Origin of the sequence: Lentisalinibacter salinarum (genome assembly GCF_040706555.1) — a bacterium.
Lineage (GTDB): Bacteria > Pseudomonadota > Gammaproteobacteria > Steroidobacterales > Woeseiaceae > Lentisalinibacter > Lentisalinibacter salinarum.
Genome location: NZ_JAPDRH010000001.1, coordinates 609494 through 628083, shown reverse-complemented (window position 1 = coordinate 628083; position 18590 = coordinate 609494). Strand labels below are relative to the sequence as shown.

Below are 18590 nucleotides of genomic sequence, written 5' to 3'. Positions count from 1 at the left end.
GACCCTTCCGACCACAGTATTAGACCGTCCCCGGGGGGCGGCGTTCCGGCGCGCGGACGCTTGCCGAGCCGGGGCGCTTCTGGCTGAATGCCGCCATGCAAAAAGACGCGGATCGGCCCGCCGGGGCCCTCGTCTGGGACCTGCCCCTGCGGCTGTTCCACGGGCTGCTGGTACTGGCGCTGGCCGGCAGCTGGATCACCCACGAGCTCGGCGTAGCGTACATGGACTGGCACATGCGGCTCGGCTACCTGGTGATCGGGCTGCTCGTGTTCCGGCTCCTGTGGGGCTTCCTGGGGCCGCGCCACGCGCGCTTCGGGGATTTCCTGCGCGGCCCCGGCGCCGTCGTGGCCTACGTCAGGGACTGGCTGGCCGGGCGGGCGCGGGCGAGCGGGGGGCACAATCCGCTGGGCGGCTGGTCGGTGCTGGCGCTGCTGGCCGTGGTGGCCGTGCAGGCGGTGACGGGGTTGTTCAATACCGACGACGTGCTGACCAGCGGTCCCTGGCACGGCGCCGTGTCCGACGACCTGGCCGACACGCTGTCCTGGCTGCACGCCGCGAACTTCAACCTGCTGCTCGCGCTGGCGGCCCTGCACGTCGCCGCCGTGCTCGCCTACTGGCTCAGGCTGCGCATCGACCTGGTCACGGCCATGATCACCGGCCGCAAGCGGGGTGCCGATCCGGCGGCGGGAATCGCCGGCCACCGGCTCCTGCTGGCGCTGGTCCTGGCCGCACTCGCCGCCGGCACGGTGTGGCTGATCGTGGACCTGGCGCCGGAGCCGGCGGCCGCAGACTTTCTGTTCTGAGTACCCTGTTCCGAGCCTCTCCCCTTGCGGGGCTCGGGCGTCAGTCCTCGCGGAAGCGGTCGTGGCAGTCCTTGCAGGCCTGCCCCATCTCCATGAACGCCGTTCTGAACGCGCCGAAATCTCCGCCGGCCGCCGCCGTCTCCAGGGCGGCGCTCTTCTCGCGGATCGCCGCCGCGAGTTCCAGGAATTCTCCCTTCTCCTCCCAGATCACGTCCTTCGCCTCGGTGGGCAGATCGTAACCGCGCGTATCGGCGGCGAAGGCGTCGGGGATCATCGACACCAGCGCGGCGATGCGGCTTGCGTGCTTCTCCGCCCTCTCCGCGTCGAAGGGAATCTCCTCCTTGGCCATACCGGCCAGGGGCCCGACGTTCCAGCCCACCAGACTGAACAGCGAATGGCGCACCTCATAGGCCTTTTCGGCCTGCTCCGTATCCATGGCGAGCGCGCCGCCCGCGGCCAGCGCGGCCAGCGCGGCCAGACAGAGGACGATTTTCCCGAACTGCATCGTTCTCTCCTTGCAAAGATCACCCGGGAGCGGCTGTGCCGTCCCTTCCATTCCCCCGATTTCCGGTATCAGGTCAGCGTGACCCGCGCGAAGCGGCGCTTGCCGACCTGGCAGACGTGGGTATTGCCGGCCTCGAGCTCCAGGTCCCGGTCCTCGATGCGATTGCCGTCCACCCGCACGGCACCCTGGCCGATCATGCGGAACGCCTCCGAGTTGCTGGAGACCAGGCCCGCCGAGCGCAGCACCCGGGCGATGCCGAGCCGGCCGTCTTCGGTGGCCACGTCGACCGCCGGCATGTCCTCGGGCATGTCGCCCTTGCGGAAGCGGGCGATAAAGGTCTCCTGCGCCGCCTCGCCCGCGCCGGCACCGTGGAACCGGTCCACGATCTCGCGGCCCAGTTCGAACTTCACGTCCCGGGGATTGCGGCCGTCGGCGACGGCCTCGTGCAGCGCGCGGATCTCGCCCAGCGCCCGGAAACTCAGGAGCTCGAAGTAACGCCACATGAGGTCGTCGGAGATCGACATGAGCTTGCCGAACATCTCGTCCGGCGGTTCCGTGATGCCCACGTAATTGTTCAGCGACTTCGACATCTTCTCCACGCCGCCCAGACCTTCCAGCAGCGGCATGGTGAATACGACCTGGGGCGCCTGGCCGTAGTCCTGCTGCAGCTGACGGCCGACCAGCAGGTTGAATTTCTGGTCCGTCCCGCCCAGCTCCACGTCGGCCTTCAGCGCCACGGAGTCGTAGCCCTGCACCAGCGGATAGAGGAACTCGTGGATGGCGATCGCCTGGCCGCCGGTATAGCGCTTGTGGAAATCGTCGCGCTCGAGCATGCGCGCGACCGTGTGGTGCGACGCCAGCCGGATCATGTCGGCGGCGGTCATCTCGCCCATCCAGCGGGAGTTGAATTCGATACGGGTGCGCCCGGGGTCGAGGATCTTGAAGATCTGCGCCTCGTAGGTGCGCGCATTCTCGCGCACGTCGTCCTCGCTGAGCGGCGGGCGGGTGGCGTTCTTGCCCGAGGGGTCGCCGATCATGCCGGTGAAGTCGCCGATCAGGAACACGACCTCGTGCCCGAACTCCTGAAACTGGCGCATCTTGTTGATCAGCACCGTGTGGCCGATGTGCAGGTCCGGCGCCGTCGGGTCGAAGCCGGCCTTGACCACCAGCGGCCGGCCCTCGGCCAGTTTCGCGCGCAGCGCACTCTCCGGCAGCACCTCCTCGGCGCCCCGGGTCAGTTCCTCGAGCTGTTGTTCGGCGGGAATCTGGTTCATGGCTCCTGTCGCCAGTGCTGTCGCCCGGTAGCCGTAGCCCGGGTCGAGATCCGCGGCGCGCGCGCCGCGCTGCGAATCTTGCCCGACGCGGGGGCGAATCACAAAGGGTCCTGCGAGCCGGACCCGGCCGCCGGCCCGCCGCGACTGCATCGGCATCTGAAAAAGCCCGTTTAACGGCCTGATTTGCTACCGCTTTCTTTGACTCGATTATGTCTTCTGGCTACATTAGCGGCTGCCCCACACCGGAGAGCCGCCTTGCACCGTCCTGTGAGCCCGATCAGGCACGATTACAAGCAAAAGCTCGCGCACAGTAACCGGGCTCCGAGGCGCCTTTCGTGGTTTGCCGTCGGTCTCGGACTGCCGCTGGCTGTCGTGGCCCTGCTGGCCGGGCTGCGGGATGCCGGCGGCACCGCCGAGCAGATCACCCCCGACATGATGGAGCGCGAGATCGCCGCCTCGCTCAGCATTCCGGCGCCGCCCGTGCAGCGCCGCAGCGAATCACTGGCGGAGCTGCTGGCGCCGAGCGCTCCCGCCGAGGCCGCGGAGATCGTGCCGTACACGCCACTCACGCTGGAAGTGGCCCGCGGCGACACCCTGGACCGCCTGTTCCGCCGCCACTCGCTCAGCATCGCAGACCTGGCCCGCGTCACCAGCCTGAAGGAGGCGAAGGACCCGCTGCGCCTGATCCGCCCCGGGGACAAGCTGGAGATCCGCCACAGCGACGGCCGTCTGCGGCGCCTGTACAAGGAGCTGGATCTCACCTCCGCGCTGGTGGTGGAGGCCAAAGGCGAAGGCTTCGAGGCCTCGATCGTCGAGCGCCCGATCGAGGTGCGGGAGAAGATGGCTCACGGTGTCATAGAGACCTCGCTGTTCGAGGCCGCGATGGACGCCGGCATCTCCGACAACGTCATCATGAACCTGGCCGGCATCTTCGCGTGGGACATCGATTTCGTGCTCGACATCCGCAAGGGCGACGAGTTCTACATCCTCTACGAGGAAATCTGGCAGGACGGCGAGTTCGTCAGCAACGGCGAGATCGTGGCCGCCGAGTTCGTGAACCGGGGCAATAGCTTCCAGGCCCTGCGCTTCGTCAATCCGGAAGGGGACAGCGACTACTACACGCCGGAAGGGCGTAGCGTGCGCAAGGCCTTCATCCGGGCGCCGGTGGACTTCGCCTACATCAGCTCCAATTTCAACCCGAACCGCCGCCACCCCGTGCTGAACACCATCCGCGCCCACCGGGGCGTGGACTACGCGGCGCCCACGGGCACGCCCATCAAGGCGGCCGGCGACGGCAAGGTCACCTTCCGCGGCCGCAAGGGCGGCTACGGCAACACGGTGATCCTGCAGCACGGCGGCAACATCACCACGCTGTACGCGCACATGTCGCGCTTCCATTCCCGCGCGAAACCGGGCAGCCGCGTGAAGCAGGGCCAGATCATCGGCTACGTCGGCGCCACGGGCATGGTCACCGGCGCCCACCTGCATTACGAGTACCGGGTGAACGGGGTGCACCGCAATCCCCGCACCGTGGAGCTGCCCGAGGCCGAGCCCATCCGCGAGGCCTGGCGCGGCGAATTCATGGCGGCCGCGGAGCCGCTGCTGGAACGCCTGAACCGCTACCGGACGACGCGCCTGGCCTCGCTGCAGTGAGCCTGGCCGGCGCCCTCGCGCCACGGGACGGCTGATCCCCTGACCCGATGAGCGAACTCTTCCTCGGCCTGATCTCCGGCACCAGCATGGACGGCGTGGACGCCGTCATCGTCGCCTTCCCCGAGCGGGGCCGGCGCGGCTGCGAGCTGGTAGCCACGGCCTGCTATCCGTACGCCGACGATCTGCGCCGCACGCTGGAACGGGCGGTGGCCGATCCGGCCTCCTGCAACCTCGATACGCTCGGCCGGCTGGACGTGCAGGTGGGCGGTGCGTTCGCCGCCGCCGCGCTGCGCCTGCTGGCCGGAGCCGGAGTCGAGGCTGCCGACATCCGCGCCATCGGCAGCCACGGCCAGACGCTGCGCCACCGGCCGGACGCCGACACGCCGTTCACGCTGCAGATCGGCGACCCCAACGTCATCGTCGCCCGCACCGGCATCACCACCGTGGCGGATTTCCGACGCCGGGACATCGCGCTGGGCGGCGAGGCGGCACCCCTGGCGCCGGCCTTCCACGGCTGGCTGTTCGGCGACGGCGCGCCGGCGGCCGTGGTCAACATCGGCGGCATCGCCAACCTCACGCTGGTGGACGGCGACGTGCGCGCGGGCTTCGACAGCGGCCCCGGCAACACGCTCATGGACGGCTGGATCCGGCGCCACCGGGGCGAGGCCTGCGACCGGGACGGGGCCTGGGCAAGGCAGGGCACGGTGTCTCCCCTGCTGCTCGAGGCCTGCCTGGACGACCCCTATTTCGCCGCGCCGCCACCGAAGTCCACCGGTCGGGAGTATTTCAATGCCGATTGGCTCGACGCCCGGCTGGAAGCCCTGCCGGAACAGCCGCCGCCCGTCGACGTACAGGCCACCCTGGCCGAACTCACCGCCGTCACCGTCGCCCGTGCCGTGGGCGAACAGGCATCGGGGGTGAGCCGGGTGCTGGTGTGCGGCGGCGGCGCGCACAACGGCTTCCTCATGCAACGGCTGGCGGAACTGTGCGCTCCTGCGGACGTCATGAGCACGGCGGCCGCGGGACTCGACCCGGACTGGGTGGAGGCCGCCGCCTTCGCCTGGCTGGCCCGGGAGACGCTGGCCGGGCGCCCCGGCAACCGCCCCCGGGTCACCGGGGCGCAGACCGCAGCCATCCTCGGCGGCATCTACCTGGCCGAGGGCGGAGCCGCCTCCTCCGGCTGAACGCCCCGCTGCTATACTGATCGGCCGCCCCTTGCCCCGAAGGACCACGGCCGTGGATACCGAGAACCTGAGCCTGCCGGACTACTACATCAACCGCGAGCTCAGCCTGCTCGAATTCAACAAACGGGTGCTCGCCCAGGCGCTGGACACCACGACGCCGCTGCTCGAGCGCCTGCGCTTCCTCTGCATCTCCTGCACCAACCTGGACGAGTTCTTCGAGATCCGCGTGGCCGGACTGAAGCAACGCGAGGAACTCGGCTCGGCGCCGCCGGGGCCGGACCGCATGACGCCGCGGGAGACCCTGGCGGCGATACGGAGCGAGGCCGCCGAACTCGTGGAGCGCCAGTACCGGCTGCTCAACGACGATCTCATGCCGGCGCTGGCGGAGAACGGCGTGCACTTCATCCGGCGCGACGAGTGGACCGACGGCCAGCGAGACTGGCTGCACGCCTATTTCCACGATCAGGTGCTGCCCGTGCTCACGCCGTTGACGCTGGACCCAGCGCGTCCTTTCCCCCGCATCCTGAACAAGAGCCTGAACTTCATCGTGGCGCTGAAGGGCAAGGACGTCTTCGGCCGACGCCGCCATCGGGGGCTGGTGCAGGCGCCCCGCTCACTGCCCCGGCTGATCCCGCTGCCGCCGGAGTTCGGCGAGCCGGGCGAGGAGAGCTTCGTGTTCCTGTCGTCGGTGATCCACAGTTTCGTGGACGAACTGTTCCCCGGCATGAAGGTGGACGGCTGCTTCCAGTTCCGGGTGACCCGCAACAGCGACCTGTACGTGGACGACGAGGAGGTGGACGACCTGGTGCGGGCGCTGGAAGGCGAGCTGGCCGCCAGCCGCTACGGCGCCGCCGTGCGCCTGGAGGTGGCGAGCGAATGCCCGGACGAACTCAGCACCTTCCTGCTGGACCACTTCGAACTGGACGCCGAGGACCTGTATCCGGTGGACGGCCCCGTCAACCTCAATCGCCTGCTGCGCGTCTGCGACCTGTCCGGGCGCGACGACCTGAAGTTCCGGCCCTTTACGCCGGGGCTGCCCGTCGGCCTGGTGGCGGCGGAGACGGTCTTCGACGCGGTCGACGCCAAAGACGTGCTGCTGCACCACCCGTTCCAGGCTTTCACGCCCGTGATCGACTTCATCGCCCAGGCCGCCGCCGATCCGGACGTACTGGCCATCAAGCAGACGCTGTACCGCAGCGGCCCCACGTCGCCCATCGTGGACCACCTGGTGGCTGCCGCCCGGGCGGGCAAGGAAGTGACGGTGGTCATCGAGCTGATGGCCCGCTTCGACGAGGCCGCGAACATCTCGCTGGCGAGCCGGCTGCAGGAGGCCGGCGCCCACGTCGTCTACGGCGTGGTCGGCTACAAGACCCACGCCAAGATGGCGCTGGTGGTCAGGCGTCACGGCGAGGAGCTGCGCCGCTATGTGCACCTCGGCACCGGCAACTACCACCCGCAGACCACCCGGGTGTACACGGACTACGGCCTCCTGTCGGCGGACCAGTCGCTGGGCCGGGACGTGCACGAGGTCTTCATGCAGCTCACCAGCCTCACCGAGATCCGCGGCCTGAAGCGCATGACCACGGCGCCGTTCAGCCTGCACGAGCGTGTGCTGGAGCTCATCGAGGCGGAAACCGCGGCCGCGGGTCGGGGCAAGCCCGCGCGGATCATCGTCAAGGTGAACGCGCTGATCGAGCCGCAGGTGATCCAGGCCCTGTACCGGGCCTCACAGGCCGGCGTCGAGATCGACCTGATCGTGCGCGGCATCTGCTCGCTGCGGCCGGGGCTGCCGGGCGCGTCCGAGAACATCCGGGTGCGTTCCATCGTCGGCCGCTTCCTGGAGCACTCGCGGGTGTATTACTTCCTGAACGGCGGCGACGAACTGATCTACTGCGCCAGCGCGGACTGGATGGAGCGCAACTTCTTCAACCGGGTCGAGACCTGCTTCCCGCTCACGCGCAAATCCCACCGCAACCAGGTCAAGGCCGACCTGGAACTCTATCTCGAGGACAACACCGACGCCTGGGAACTCGCCGCCGACGGCAGTTATCACCGCCTCTCGCCCGGGCCGGACGCCAGCGCGCACTCGGCGCAGGGCGCGCTGCTTCAGCGGCTCGCGGAGACCTGCTGACCGGAGAAGTCCACCTCCAGCCGATAACCGGTGGGTTTCAGATACTGGATCTCACGGTCGAGATCGGCCAGCGTCAGCGGGTTGTTGTCCAGCCAGCCCTCGGGGAAGGACAGGGCGAGCGATCTCTTGCCGACCACCACACGGGTATCCAGCGGCAGATCCGCCGAACGGCTGCGGTTCAGGAGCACGGCCAGGCGCAGCAGCAGGGCCAGGCGCCACACCCGCTTGCGCTTCTTCTCCGGCAGCCGGTCGAGGCGGTCCTGGTCGGGGCGCTTGCGCTGCGAGCCGATCAGACAGGCCAGCACCTGCTGCTCCAGGCGCGGGAAGCCGGGCAGGTCCGCGTGCTCCACGATGTAGGCGCCATGCTGGTGGAAGTTGTGGTGGGAGATATCGAGGCCGATCTCGTGCAGCCGCGCCGCCCATTCCAGCAGCTTCGCGTCCAGCGGGTCGGTGAGCTTCCACGGCTTAGCCACCTGGGCGAGCAGCCGCCCGGCCATGAGCGCCGCCCGCTCCGACTGGTCCGGGTCGACGTGGTAGCGCTCGACCAGGGCCTGAACGGTGCGCTCGCGGGCATCGGCGTGCTGCAGCCGGCCGACCAGGTCGTAGAGCAGACCCTCCCGCAGCGAGCCGTCGGAGATATTCATGCGCTCAATGCCGAGCGAGGCGAATATCTCGGCCAGGATGGACAGACCGCCGGCCCAGACCTGCGCGCGACGCTGGTTCAGTCCGGGCAGGTCGAGCCGGTCGATGCGTCCCTGCACGATCATGCGCTCGATCAGCTCCTCGACGTTGCCGAGCGTGAGGCCTTCCGGCTGCAGAATGCCCAGCTCCCGGGCCACCGCCTCGGCTGAGCGGACGGTGCCCGAGGCGCCGATGGCCTCCTGCCAGCCGTGCTTGCGGAAGAACGCCTTGACCGGCCTGAGCTTCAGCTGCGCCGCCGTGCGGGCGCGGTCGAAGGCCTTGCGGGTGAGCTTGCCGTCGGGGAAATAGCGTTCGGTCTTGCCGACGCAGCCCATGGACAGGCTCTCCAGTGCCTCCGGCTGCTCGCCCCGCCCCAGTATCAGCTCGGTGCTGCCGCCGCCGATATCGACGACGAGCCGACGGCCCTCGATCGGCGGCAGGCTGTGCGCCACGCCCAGATAAATTAGCCGGGCCTCCTCGATGCCCGAGATGATCTCGATGGGCTGACCGAGGGCGGCCTCCGCCTCCGCCAGGAAGCCGGCCTCGCGGCGGGCCCGGCGCAGGGTATTGGTGCCGGCGGCGCGCACGTTGGAGGCATCCACGTCGCGCAGCCGCTCGCCGAAGCGGCTCAGGCACTCCAGCGCCCTGGCCTTGCTGCTCACCGTCAGCCCGGTCTTCGGCGACAGGCCCTCGGCCAGCCGCACCGTCTCGCGCAGGCGATCCAGGATGGTGAGCTGGCCGTGGCGCAGCGTGGCCACGATCATGTGAAAACTGTTGGAGCCCAGATCGACAGCGGCTATGACGCTGTCGTACGAGTGATCGTCGTTCTGGTCGGTATTGGAGACGATGCCGGTCTCCCCTGCTTCCCGCCGGCGGCCGCCGCTCAGGCGGCGTCAGACTGTCAGACGGAGAACGACGACCCGCAGCCGCAGGTGGTCTGGGCGTTCGGATTGCGGATGATGAACTGGGCGCCTTCCAGGTCTTCCTTGTAGTCGATCTCGGCGCCCATGAGGTACTGCACGCTCATCGGGTCCACCAGCAGCGTCACGCCCTGGTTCTCCACCTGGGTGTCGCCCTCTTCCAATTTCTCGTCGAACGTGAATCCGTACTGGAAGCCGGAGCAGCCCCCGCCGGAGACGAACACGCGCAGCATGAGATCCGGATTGTCTTCCTCACGGATCAGCTCGCCCACCTTCTGCGCGGCCGCGTCGGTGAACACCAGCGGCGGCGGCGGCATCTCGTTGGCTTCAGGTGTCGTCGTCGTCGTGTTTTCCATGGTTCTGCTTCCCCGGGCCCGCACACGGGCCCTGTCTGCCGGTCTCTGCCTGTCGATTCCTATTTGGCGCCCGTGGCGATCTTGGGCGCCGGCATCTTCGCGGTGTCGCCGGTCTTGCTGCCCCGGTCGTCCTCGTCGGCGGTCTGGCCCGCACGCTTTTCCGTGCCGTGCACCAGCTTGCCGTTGATCTCCGCGCCGATGGCCATCTCGATCAGATTGTAATACACATTACCGATGACCCGCGCCGTGGGCCCGAGTTCCACCCGCTCGCTGGCGGCGAGGTCACCGCGCACCGTGCCCTTCAGCACCACGTGGGGCACGGTCACGTTGCCCTCGATGGTCCCGTTCTCGCTGATGCTGAGCGCCGAATCACTCTCGGAATCGGCGCTGACGTTGCCCTGGACGGTGCCGTCCACGTGGCAGCCGCCCTCGAAGTGCAGGTCCCCCTGCACCCGTGAATTCGGGCCGACGAGCGTGTCGATGGTCGTGTGGCGCTTGTTCTTACGTCCAAACATGGCTTACTCCGTGAAGGCTGCTCATCCCGGGCTCGTCGACCAGGGAAAACTCTGCTTGATGCCCGAGTTGCCGCTGCCGCTCGGCATCAGTTCGACGTTGACGCGGTCCGGCTCGAATCCTTCCGGCAATACCAGCTCCCGCTCGAAATCCTGGAAATACCGGAACGAAAAAGCCCAGCGCGCGTCGTCGTCCCCGGCGGCGAGCTGGCCGAACGGGATGGTGACGGCCTCGCCGCCGCGCGCCCCGTCCACCGAGAGGCGCACCGTCCCCGACACGCGCTGGTGATGCTGTTTCACCTGGACGAGCACCAGTCGCAGACGATAGCGGGACTCCTCCGCGCCGCGCAATACCTGGAAGTCCTGCACCCGCAGGCCGCTGCTGGAGTCCGCCGGCGATATGATGCCGCGGTAGAACGCGATGGCCTCACGCTGTTCCTGGATCTTGTCCTGCAGCGAGCGGAAACCCTCGTCGATGGCCTTGTATGCCTCCTGGTCCGTCTTGCGCAGCGTCTCCAGCTTGATGATCTCCTCGCGCAGCACCGCCCCCTCTTCCTCCAGCGCCGCAATGCGCCCGGTCAGGTCGTTCCGCTCGCGGGCGGCCTCAAGGCGGTTGTAGCCCGCGTGCAGGCGGCCCGCCTCGTACACCAGGTAGCCGGCGCCGAGGATAGCCGCGAGAGCGACGGCGGCGAGCACACGGCTGCGGATCGGAGAGGCGTTCGGCATAGGGTCCGGGGTCGGGGGATTCTGTCAAAACGGGGGGCTATGGTACGCGGCAGCCGCCGCCCCCGGAAGTGCGGTATGTCACGGATCGGCCACGCACCGGCCCTCCGGCGGCGCTGTATCCGGCGGGCGGCGGCGATGCGCTCGAGGCGACACCCTCAGGGCGTGAACCCGGCCCGGCGCAGGTCCTTGGTGAACACCGCCCGCCAGCGGTGCGGCCACCAGCGCGGCTGCGGCGGCGGCCCCTCCGGGAACAGGTGAGTGGCCAGTTCGAACAGGGCCCGGGCATAGACCCGGCGCTTGAAGTAGATGACCTCGTTCACCGGCCGCCAGTAATCCACCCAGCGCCAGCGATCGAATTCGGGCGTGTGGCTCAGATCGAGGCGCAGCCGCTCCTCCGCGGAGACGAAGCGCAGCAGGAACCAGCGTTGCTTCTGGCCGATGCAGACGGGATTGTCGCCCTGGCCGCGGCGGCGCACGTAGCGCTCCGGCAGCCGGTAGGGGATCCAGTCCCGGGTGGCGCCCAGCACCTGCACGTCGTGGCGCTCGAGGCCGAGCTCCTCGTACAGTTCGCGGAACATCGCCTCCTCCGCGCTCTCGCCGCTGTCGATGCCGCCCTGCGGGAATTGCCAGCCCTTGCGCCCGGCGCGGCCGGCCAGCAGCAGACGATCGGCCTCGTTCGCCAGTATGATGCCGACGTTCGCGCGGAAGCCGTGCTCGTCGATATTGTCGGAATTCATGGAAAACCTCTTGCCCGTCATTCTTCCACAATCGCGAATACCGGACCAGCGACCGGAAGCGTCATGACCCTGGCGCAGAAGCTGCTGCTGCCCGGCCTGCTCCTGCTGGCGCTCGCCTGTCTCGGGGCCGCGCTGGCGACGGGCAGCGAATCGCTGCCGCTGGCGCGGATCGCGGAGATCCTGGCCGGCGGCGGCAGCCCCGGCGAACGGGACCTGGTGCTGGAGCTGCGCCTGCCCCGCGCGCTGTCCGCCTTCGCCGTGGGCGGGCTGCTCGCGCTGGCCGGCGTGCTGATGCAGGTGCTGCTGCGCAACCCCCTCGCCGACCCCTACATCCTCGGCACCTCCGGCGGCGCCGCCGTCGGGGCGCTGGCCGCCCTGTCCGTGGGGCTGGCGCCCTGGGCCGTGGACGCCGGCGCCTTCACCGGCGCCCTCGTCGCGATGCTGGTCGTGTTCCTGGTGGCCCACGGCAGCGGCAGCTGGACCCCGGCACGGCTGCTGCTCACCGGGGTGGTACTGGCTTCGGGGCTCTCCGCGGTCATCGGCCTGCTGCTCACGCTGACGCCGGAACAGGGCATCCACGGCATGCTGTTCTGGCTGATGGGCGACTTCTCCTTCGCCCACGCGCCGGCACCCCTGCTGGTGGTGCTGGCCGTCGGCACCGCGCTGGCGCTGGCAGCCGCGCGGGAGCTGAACGTGCTGGCCCGGGGCGAGACCATGGCCGCCATCCTGGGCCAGCGGGTCGCCCTGGTGCAGGCCGCAATCTTCGTCGGCGCGGCCCTGCTCACCGCCGTCGCCGTCACCGCGGCGGGGACCATCGGCTTCGTGGGTCTCGTGGTGCCGCACATGATCCGGCTGGTGACCGGCAGCGAACATCGTCGCGTGATACCGGCCGCCGCCATCGCCGGCGGCTGCCTGCTGGTGGTGGCCGACACGCTGGCGCGCACGGCCATGGCGCCCCGTCAGCTGCCGGTGGGCACGCTCACGGCGCTGCTGGGCGTGCCACTGTTTCTCGCGCTGATGTGGCGCCAGCGGCGCTAGGCTCCTGCGCGGCCGGGAACACCACCATGTGGTCGGTCTCGATGCGGATGCCGATCATCTCGCCGACCGCGTGGTCGTGATGGCTCGGCACGGCCGATAGCAGCCGACTGCCGTCGGCCGTGCTGAGTTCGTAGAGGAACTGCGGCCCGCGGAAACGCCGGCTCACCACCCGGGCCTTCATGGCGCTCTCGTCGTCGTGCACGACGTCGTCCGGGCGCAGCAGCAGCTCCACCGCGGTGCCGGCGGGCAGCGCCTCGGTCATGCGTCCGGTCGCGGTCGCCACCGGGGTCTCCACCCTGTCCGGTCCGCGCACCACGCCGGGCAGCCAGACACCCTGGCCGACGAAACCGGCCACGAATCGGTCCGCCGGCCGGTGATAGATGTTGTAGGCCGTATCCCACTGCAGCAGGCGCCCGGCGGTGAGCACGCCGACGTCGTCGGCCACGGAGAACGCGTCCTGGTGGTCGTGGGTGACGATGAGCGCCGTGGTGCCGACGGACTTCAGGATGTCGCGCACCTCGGCGGCGAGACGCTCGCGCAGGCCGGCATCGAGGTTGGAGAAGGGCTCGTCCATCAGCAGCAGGCCGGGCTCCGGCGCCAGTGCCCGCGCCAGGGCGACGCGCTGCTGCTGGCCGCCGGACAGCTCGTGGGGATAGCGGCCCTCCAGCCCCGGCAGCCCGACCAGTTCGAGCATCTCGCGCACGCGGTCCCGCTGGCGGGAACCGCCCCGCGCGCCCAGGCCGAAGGCCACGTTGCCGGCGACGTCCAGGTGCGGCATCAGGGCGTAGTCCTGGAACACCATCCCGATGCGCCGGCGCTCCGGCGGCACGTGCACGCCCGGCCCCGAGAGCTCCCGGCCGGCCGCCATGATGCGCCCGCCGGCGGGCCGCTCGAAGCCGGCGATGCAGCGCAGCACGGTGGTTTTGCCGCAGCCGGACGGCCCGAGCAGGCAGCCGATGCGGCCGCGTCCCAGCACCAGGTCGACGCCCTCCAGCACGGGCTGGTCGCCGTAGGCATGACTCAGTTGTTCGATCGTGAGCATTCAGCCGCTCCGACGGTTCAGCAGCAGCACGGGGATCAGGCCGACCAGCACGATGGACAGGGCGGAGACCGAGGCGCGTTCCCAGTGCCCTTCCGAGGTGAGCTGGAACACGCGGACGCTGAGGGTATCCCAGCCGAACGGGCGGGTCATCAGCGTGATCGGCAGCTCTTTCATGACGTCGACGAAAACGAGCAGGGCGGCGGTCGCGATGCCGGTGCCGAGGATCGGCACGTGGACCCGACCGAGGAGCCTCAGCCCGGCCACCCCCATGCCTCGGGCGGCGTCGTCGAGGCTGGGGCGTATGCGCTGCATGGCGCTCTCCACCGGCCCGTGGCCCACGGCCAGGAAGCGGGCCGCATAGGCGAGCAGCATGGTCACCACCGTGCCGGTCAGCACCACGGGGGCGACGCCGGCGCCGAGCAGCGCGCGGGCCGCGGCGGTGATGCCGTCGCCGAGCCCGACGACGGCCACGAAGAAACCGACCGCCAGGACCGCGCCCGGGATGGCGTAGCCCAGGGTGGCGGCCCGCGCGAAGCCGGCGGCGAGCGGTCCCGGCCGCATGCGCACGGCGTAGGCCAGCAACAGCGCCAGGGTAACGATCACGAGGGCCGCCGCCAGGCCCAGGAAGACGCTGCGGCCGGCGAAGGCGAGATAGCGGGGATCGAACTCGGCCGCGAAGGTCTGCACCGTCCAGGCGACGAGCTGCAGCACCGGTAGCGCAAACGCCACCAGGAAGACCAGGCTGCAGTAACCCGTGGCCAGCCAGGCGGCGCGGGGCGCGAGCTGCAGCCGGCGGCGGCCGCCGCCGCTGCCCACGGATTCGAAGCGGGCGCGGCCGCGGAAGCGGCGCTCGGTGACCACCGCCACCGCCACCAGCAGCACGAGCACGCTGGCGAGCTGCAGCGCCGCGTCCAGCGAGAACAGGGAGAACCAGGCCTGGTATATGGCCGTGGTGAAGGTGTCGTAGTTGAAAACGCTCACCGTGCCGAAATCCGCCAGGGTCTCCATCGCCACGAGCGCCACGCCGGCGGCAATCCAGGGCCGCGCCATGGGCAGCGCCACCCGCCGGAAGCCCTGGGCCGGCGTCATTCCCACCGACTGGGCCACCTCCAGCCCGCGCACCCCCTGGGTGGCGAAGGCATGGCGGGCGATCAGGTAGACGTAGGGGAACAGCGCGAGCGTCAGCGTCAGGATGCTGGCCCCGCGGGCGCCGAGCCCGGGCAGCCCCGCCCCTTCGCCGAAGGCGCCGCGCAGCGCCGTCTGCACGGTGCCCGTGTATTCGAACAGGCCGGCGAGAGCGAAGGCGAGCACGTAGCCGGGCACCGCCAGCGGCAGCAGCAGGGCCCAGTTGAAGAAGCGCCGGCCCGGGAACTCGCAGGCGGCGGTCAGCCAGGCGAGGCTGGCGCCGATGAGCGCAGTGAGCGCGGAGACGGAGAGCACGAGCCAGAGGGTGTTCACCAGCACCCGCGGCAGCACGTGCTCGGCCAGGTGGGCCCAGATCGTCTGGTCGGGCGAGAACAGCGACGCGACGGCGACGGCCAGCGGCGTGGCCGTCATCGCCGCGATGAGACCCGCGACGACGATCCAGCCGCGGCCGCCCGCGGCGGGCCGCCGGTCAGCGCTCAACGATAGCCGGCCCGGTCCATCAGCTTGACCGCGGCCGCCTGCAACTCGCCGGCCTGCGCCACCGGCATGTCGCTGGCCTCGAACTCGCCCCACGCGGCGACCAGCGGATCGGCGGGCACGTCCGGGTTGGCGGGGAACTCGAGGTTCAGGCCCGCGAACATCTCCTGCGCCGCCGGCGAGGACAGCCACTCGAGCAGGGCGACGGCCGCCTGCGGGCGTGGCGCATGCTTCGTCACACCGCCGCCGGAGACGTTGATGTGCACGCCGCCGGTCTCGCCGGACGGCCAGTGCAGCGCCATTGCCAGATCCGCGCCGCGCTCCTTCTGCAGCCGGCCGAAGTAGTAAGTGTTGACGACGCCCACGTCACACTGGCCGGCCAGGATGGCCTCCATGAGCTTGGTGTCGTTGGAGAAGACGTCCGTGGCCAGGTTGTCCACCCAGCCGCGCACGATCTCCTCGGTGCGCTCCTCGCCGTGGCGGGCGATGAGCATGGCGACCAGCGACTGGTTGTAGACCTTCTTCGACGTCCGCAGGCAGAGCCGGCCCCGCCAGTCGTCGTCTGCGAGGTCGGCATAACCCGCCAGGGACTGCGGGTCCACCCGCTCCGTGGAGTACACGATGGTGCGCGCCCGGACCGAGAGCGCGAACCAGCGGTTCTGCGGGTCCTGCAGATGATCCGGGACATTCTGCTCGAGGACCTGCGACTCGACCGGGCGCAGCACGCCCTGCTCGGCCGCGTACCAGAGGTTGCCCGCGTCCACCGTCAGCAGCACGTCGGCGTCGGTATTCTCGCCCTCCGCCAGCAGCCGCTGGATGAGCGGCTGTTCCTTGTCGGTGGTGTAGGCCACCTCCACGCCGGTCTCCTCCGTGTAACGGTCGAAGATGGGCTTGATGAGGTGCTCGGCCCGCGCCGAGTAGACCACCACCCTGTCCGCCTGGACAGGCGCCGGGCCCGCCGCCTGGTCCGCCGCGGCCGATTCCGGCTCGCCGCCGCCGCAGGCCGCTGCCAGCACAGCGCCGGTGATGATGCATGCGGTGGTCCTGAGCCGTTCCGTGAAATTCATGAAAACACTCCGTTCTTGCCCTGAGGTTGATACCCGGTTGCCGAAGACAGTTGTCATCGAACACATCAATTGATAATGGTTCTCATTATCACAGACAGCGGCCCTCAGGTCACGGGGCGGCCGCCGGACCGGGCTCAGCCCGCCGCGGCCACCCGGTCGCGGCCGGCGGACTTGGCCTCGTAGAGCGCGACGTCGGCCCGCGCGAGCAGGCTCTCCGCCAGCGTCTTCAGATCTTCGTCCGCCCGCGAGGGGGTCACCGTGGCGAGCCCCGCCGAGATGGTCAGCTCGAGCGCCGTGCCGTCGGCGAGCGCGACGGGCCGCTCGGCCACCGCGGCGCGCAGGCGCTCCGCCAGGCTGCGCCCGGCCACGGCGTCGGTGTCGGGCAGCAGCAGCACGAACTCCTCGCCGCCGTAGCGGGCGGCGACGTCGCTCGCCCTGATACGGGACTCGATGCGCTGGGCCACCTCCGTCAGCACGAGGTCGCCGGCCAGGTGGCCGTGACTGTCGTTCACCCGCTTGAAGTGATCGATGTCGATCAGGAGCAGCGTGAGCGGCGAGCCGTCCCGGCGAGACCGCGCCAGCTCCTCGCGCAGCCGGGTCTGCAGATAACGCCGGTTGTGCCAGCCGGTCAGAACGTCCGTGATGCCGCTGCGCAGCAGCCGGGCGCGGTTCACCGCATTCTCGAGCGCGAACGAGGCGATGACACCGAGATGGCCGAGGAACTCCGTGCCGTGGCTGCGGGTGTAGCGGCCGGGATCGGCGCTGCCGAAATTCAGGCTGCCCATCAGCCGGCCCTGCCGCTCCAGCGGGATCAGCGCGATGCTGGCCGGCGCCGTGCCGCGGCCGAAGATGAGCTGATGGTCCGCCGCGCTGTAGGGTCCGAGCCAGGGCCCGCGCAGCGTCGTGTAGTGAGGCGCGATGCCGGTGAGCGCATCGACCAGTACCACGTCCGCCAATTCCTCCGGGCTGGTACCCGCCGCGATCAGCAGATGGCGCACCTCGTGGTCGGGGTCGCACAGCAGCACCGAAACGTGAGGCAGGTCGAAGCTCTGCCGCAGCCCGCGGGTGAGACGCAGGAACAGCTCCGGCAGATTCTCCGCGTTCAGCAGCGCGAGCTCCCGCTCGCGGGAACGGCGCAGTATGGCCTCGTTGTTGGCCGCCTCTTCGGTCATACGGGCCAGCTGCCCGCGCAGGCGGCGGAGTTCATCCTCCGGGCTGCTCACGGTTACCTCCATCGGGCATCGACCGGCTGGCGAGGTATTCGCGTCCCCGGCGCATGAGGCGTACGAATCCCGCCTCGTCGCCGGAGCGCACCAGCTCGCGGATACGCTCCGCCGACTGGCACAGCGCGTCCAGCGGCTCGAGCCCGAACTCGTTCAGGCGCTGGATCTCGAAATAGAGATTGGGGTTGTCCTCCGCCACCCGGGCCGAGACGTCGAGCTGGGCGTCGAAAGTGGTACTGGACATGGTCGAGAGCCGGGGCGCCGCCTCGCCGCTCTCCGCCAGCGCCGTGAAGAATGCGATATTCAGGGCGTGCGACAGACCCAGCACGTAGGCGATGAGCCGGTCGTGATCCTCCAGGTCCATGTCGATGCGCTCGGCCATGGTGGCGGCGAACAGCCCCCGGGCCTCGGCCGTGGCCTCCGGCACGCCGACGTCGCAGAAGATCACGTGACGCCCTGAGAGCAGGCGGGTATCCGGCCCGAACATGGGATGCAGGGAGGTGACCCGGCAACCGGCGCGCGCCAGCGCCTGCAACGGCTCTTTCAGCGGGCTCTTAAGCGAGCCGACGTCGAAGATCAGGCCCGGGGGCTCGAGCTCGGCCAGCCCGGCCAGGATCTCCGCGCTGCGCGCGAGCGGGGCGGCCACCGCGATAATGTCGTAGTCCGTGCCGGCCTCGCGCCAGTCCGCGTAGTAGTCCACTGGCAGATCGGTGGGACCGGGGTCGGCGATCGTGACGTCGAAGCCCTGGGAGGCGAAGAAGCCGACGAGCCAGCCGCCCATCTTGCCCGAGCCGCCGATCACCAGCACCCGGCGGCCGTCGCCGCGGCCCTCCGCGGTGACCCGTGCCTGCTCCTGGTGGGTGAGCGACGAGCGGATCAGCAGGGTCAGCAGCGACTCCGCCAGGGCCGGGTCCACACCCAGCTCCTCGGCCTGGCGGCGGCCCATGTCGATCACTTCCTTCTCGCGCCGGAAGTCGCGCGTGGCGCGACCGGTGGTCAACTTGCTGCGGCCGATCTCGTCGACGATGCGCTGCCTCTCCGCAACCCGCTCCATCAGTTCCCGGTCCACGGCGGATAGCCGCGCACGCAATTCGTCAAGATCCATTATCTGCCCG

At 69.8% G+C, this 18590-nt stretch carries 17 protein-coding genes; 5 read left to right on the top strand and 12 right to left on the bottom strand.

All coding sequences use genetic code 11. The features are described 5' to 3' along the window. Positions 1-95 precede the first annotated feature (95 nt). On the top strand, positions 96-803 hold the full coding sequence (locus tag ACJMKZ_RS02685) for a cytochrome b/b6 domain-containing protein (RefSeq protein WP_405231653.1): 708 nt from the start codon (positions 96-98) through the stop codon (positions 801-803). Positions 804-843: 40 nt separating this feature from the next. Here the strand turns inward: ACJMKZ_RS02685 and ACJMKZ_RS02680 are convergent, their stop codons facing one another. Both ACJMKZ_RS02680 and tyrS read right to left on the bottom strand, forming a co-directional pair. Next, entirely contained in the window at positions 844-1308 is a 465-nt protein-coding gene (locus ACJMKZ_RS02680; protein ID WP_405231652.1) for a c-type cytochrome, read from the bottom strand. 68 nt (positions 1309-1376) lie between these two features. Beyond that, a complete protein-coding gene (gene tyrS / locus ACJMKZ_RS02675) occupies positions 1377-2582 on the bottom strand; it encodes a tyrosine--tRNA ligase (RefSeq protein WP_405231745.1) in 1206 nt (401 codons plus the stop codon). Between the two features lie 372 nt (positions 2583-2954). On the opposite strand from tyrS, the gene ACJMKZ_RS02670 reads away from it, so the two are divergent. Genes ACJMKZ_RS02670 through ppk1 form a run of 3 tightly spaced genes read left to right on the top strand, consistent with a single transcriptional unit; the run spans position 2955 to position 7550 of the window. Then, on the top strand, positions 2955-4235 hold the full coding sequence (locus tag ACJMKZ_RS02670) for a M23 family metallopeptidase (RefSeq protein WP_405231651.1): 1281 nt from the start codon (positions 2955-2957) through the stop codon (positions 4233-4235). 47 nt (positions 4236-4282) lie between these two features. Next, positions 4283-5419 (top strand): anhydro-N-acetylmuramic acid kinase, encoded by a 1137-nt coding sequence (locus ACJMKZ_RS02665; protein ID WP_405231650.1) that lies wholly within the window; start codon positions 4283-4285, stop codon positions 5417-5419. Positions 5420-5471: 52 nt separating this feature from the next. After that, positions 5472-7550, top strand: coding sequence for a polyphosphate kinase 1 (ppk1, locus tag ACJMKZ_RS02660; protein ID WP_405231649.1), 2079 nt, complete (start codon positions 5472-5474; stop codon positions 7548-7550). Here the strand turns inward: ppk1 and ACJMKZ_RS02655 are convergent. The 5 genes from ACJMKZ_RS02655 to ACJMKZ_RS02635 all read right to left on the bottom strand — a co-directional run bounded on the left by ACJMKZ_RS02655 (position 7526) and on the right by ACJMKZ_RS02635 (position 11482). Further along, positions 7526-8995, bottom strand: a complete 1470-nt coding sequence (locus ACJMKZ_RS02655) for a Ppx/GppA phosphatase family protein (protein WP_405231648.1) — start codon at positions 8993-8995, stop codon at positions 7526-7528. The two genes, ppk1 and ACJMKZ_RS02655, sit on opposite strands and share 25 nt — an antisense overlap. A 137-nt stretch (positions 8996-9132) precedes the next feature. After that, positions 9133-9507: an iron-sulfur cluster insertion protein ErpA gene (gene erpA, locus ACJMKZ_RS02650; protein WP_405231647.1), complete on the bottom strand. Its 375-nt coding sequence runs from the start codon at positions 9505-9507 to the stop codon at positions 9133-9135. Positions 9508-9566: 59 nt separating this feature from the next. Beyond that, the gene (locus ACJMKZ_RS02645; protein WP_405231646.1) at positions 9567-10022 is read right to left on the bottom strand and encodes a bactofilin family protein; all 456 of its coding nucleotides are present in this window, start codon (positions 10020-10022) and stop codon (positions 9567-9569) included. A 21-nt stretch (positions 10023-10043) separates the two neighbouring features. Further along, the gene (locus tag ACJMKZ_RS02640) at positions 10044-10745 is read right to left on the bottom strand and encodes a DUF6776 family protein (protein WP_405231645.1); all 702 of its coding nucleotides are present in this window, start codon (positions 10743-10745) and stop codon (positions 10044-10046) included. Positions 10746-10900: 155 nt separating this feature from the next. After that, positions 10901-11482 (bottom strand): RNA pyrophosphohydrolase, encoded by a 582-nt coding sequence (locus ACJMKZ_RS02635; RefSeq protein WP_405231644.1) that lies wholly within the window; start codon positions 11480-11482, stop codon positions 10901-10903. Between the two features lie 63 nt (positions 11483-11545). Here ACJMKZ_RS02635 and ACJMKZ_RS02630 point away from each other — a divergent pair, with 63 nt between their 5' ends. Beyond that, a complete protein-coding gene (locus tag ACJMKZ_RS02630) occupies positions 11546-12520 on the top strand; it encodes a FecCD family ABC transporter permease (protein WP_405231643.1) in 975 nt (324 codons plus the stop codon). Here ACJMKZ_RS02630 and ACJMKZ_RS02625 read toward each other — a convergent pair. The 5 genes from ACJMKZ_RS02625 to ACJMKZ_RS02605 form a co-directional block, all read right to left on the bottom strand. Beyond that, complete coding sequence (locus ACJMKZ_RS02625; RefSeq protein WP_405231642.1) at positions 12462-13562, bottom strand: ABC transporter ATP-binding protein; 1101 nt, start codon at positions 13560-13562, stop codon at positions 12462-12464. The genes ACJMKZ_RS02630 and ACJMKZ_RS02625 overlap by 59 nt on opposite strands. Next, positions 13563-15188 carry an ABC transporter permease gene (locus ACJMKZ_RS02620; protein WP_405231641.1) on the bottom strand — a complete coding sequence of 542 codons (1626 nt, stop codon included), beginning with the start codon at positions 15186-15188 and terminating at the stop codon, positions 13563-13565. Further along, the gene (locus ACJMKZ_RS02615; RefSeq protein WP_405231640.1) at positions 15185-16252 is read right to left on the bottom strand and encodes an extracellular solute-binding protein; all 1068 of its coding nucleotides are present in this window, start codon (positions 16250-16252) and stop codon (positions 15185-15187) included. Before ACJMKZ_RS02615 ends, ACJMKZ_RS02620 begins: the two co-directional genes overlap by 4 nt. Positions 16253-16386: 134 nt before the next feature. After that, complete coding sequence (locus ACJMKZ_RS02610) at positions 16387-17475, bottom strand: GGDEF domain-containing protein (RefSeq protein ID WP_405231639.1); 1089 nt, start codon at positions 17473-17475, stop codon at positions 16387-16389. Further along, on the bottom strand, positions 17456-18580 hold the full coding sequence (locus tag ACJMKZ_RS02605) for a prephenate dehydrogenase/arogenate dehydrogenase family protein (RefSeq protein ID WP_405231638.1): 1125 nt from the start codon (positions 18578-18580) through the stop codon (positions 17456-17458). The genes ACJMKZ_RS02610 and ACJMKZ_RS02605 overlap by 20 nt, the downstream gene beginning before the upstream one ends. Positions 18581-18590: the final 10 nt, after the last annotated feature.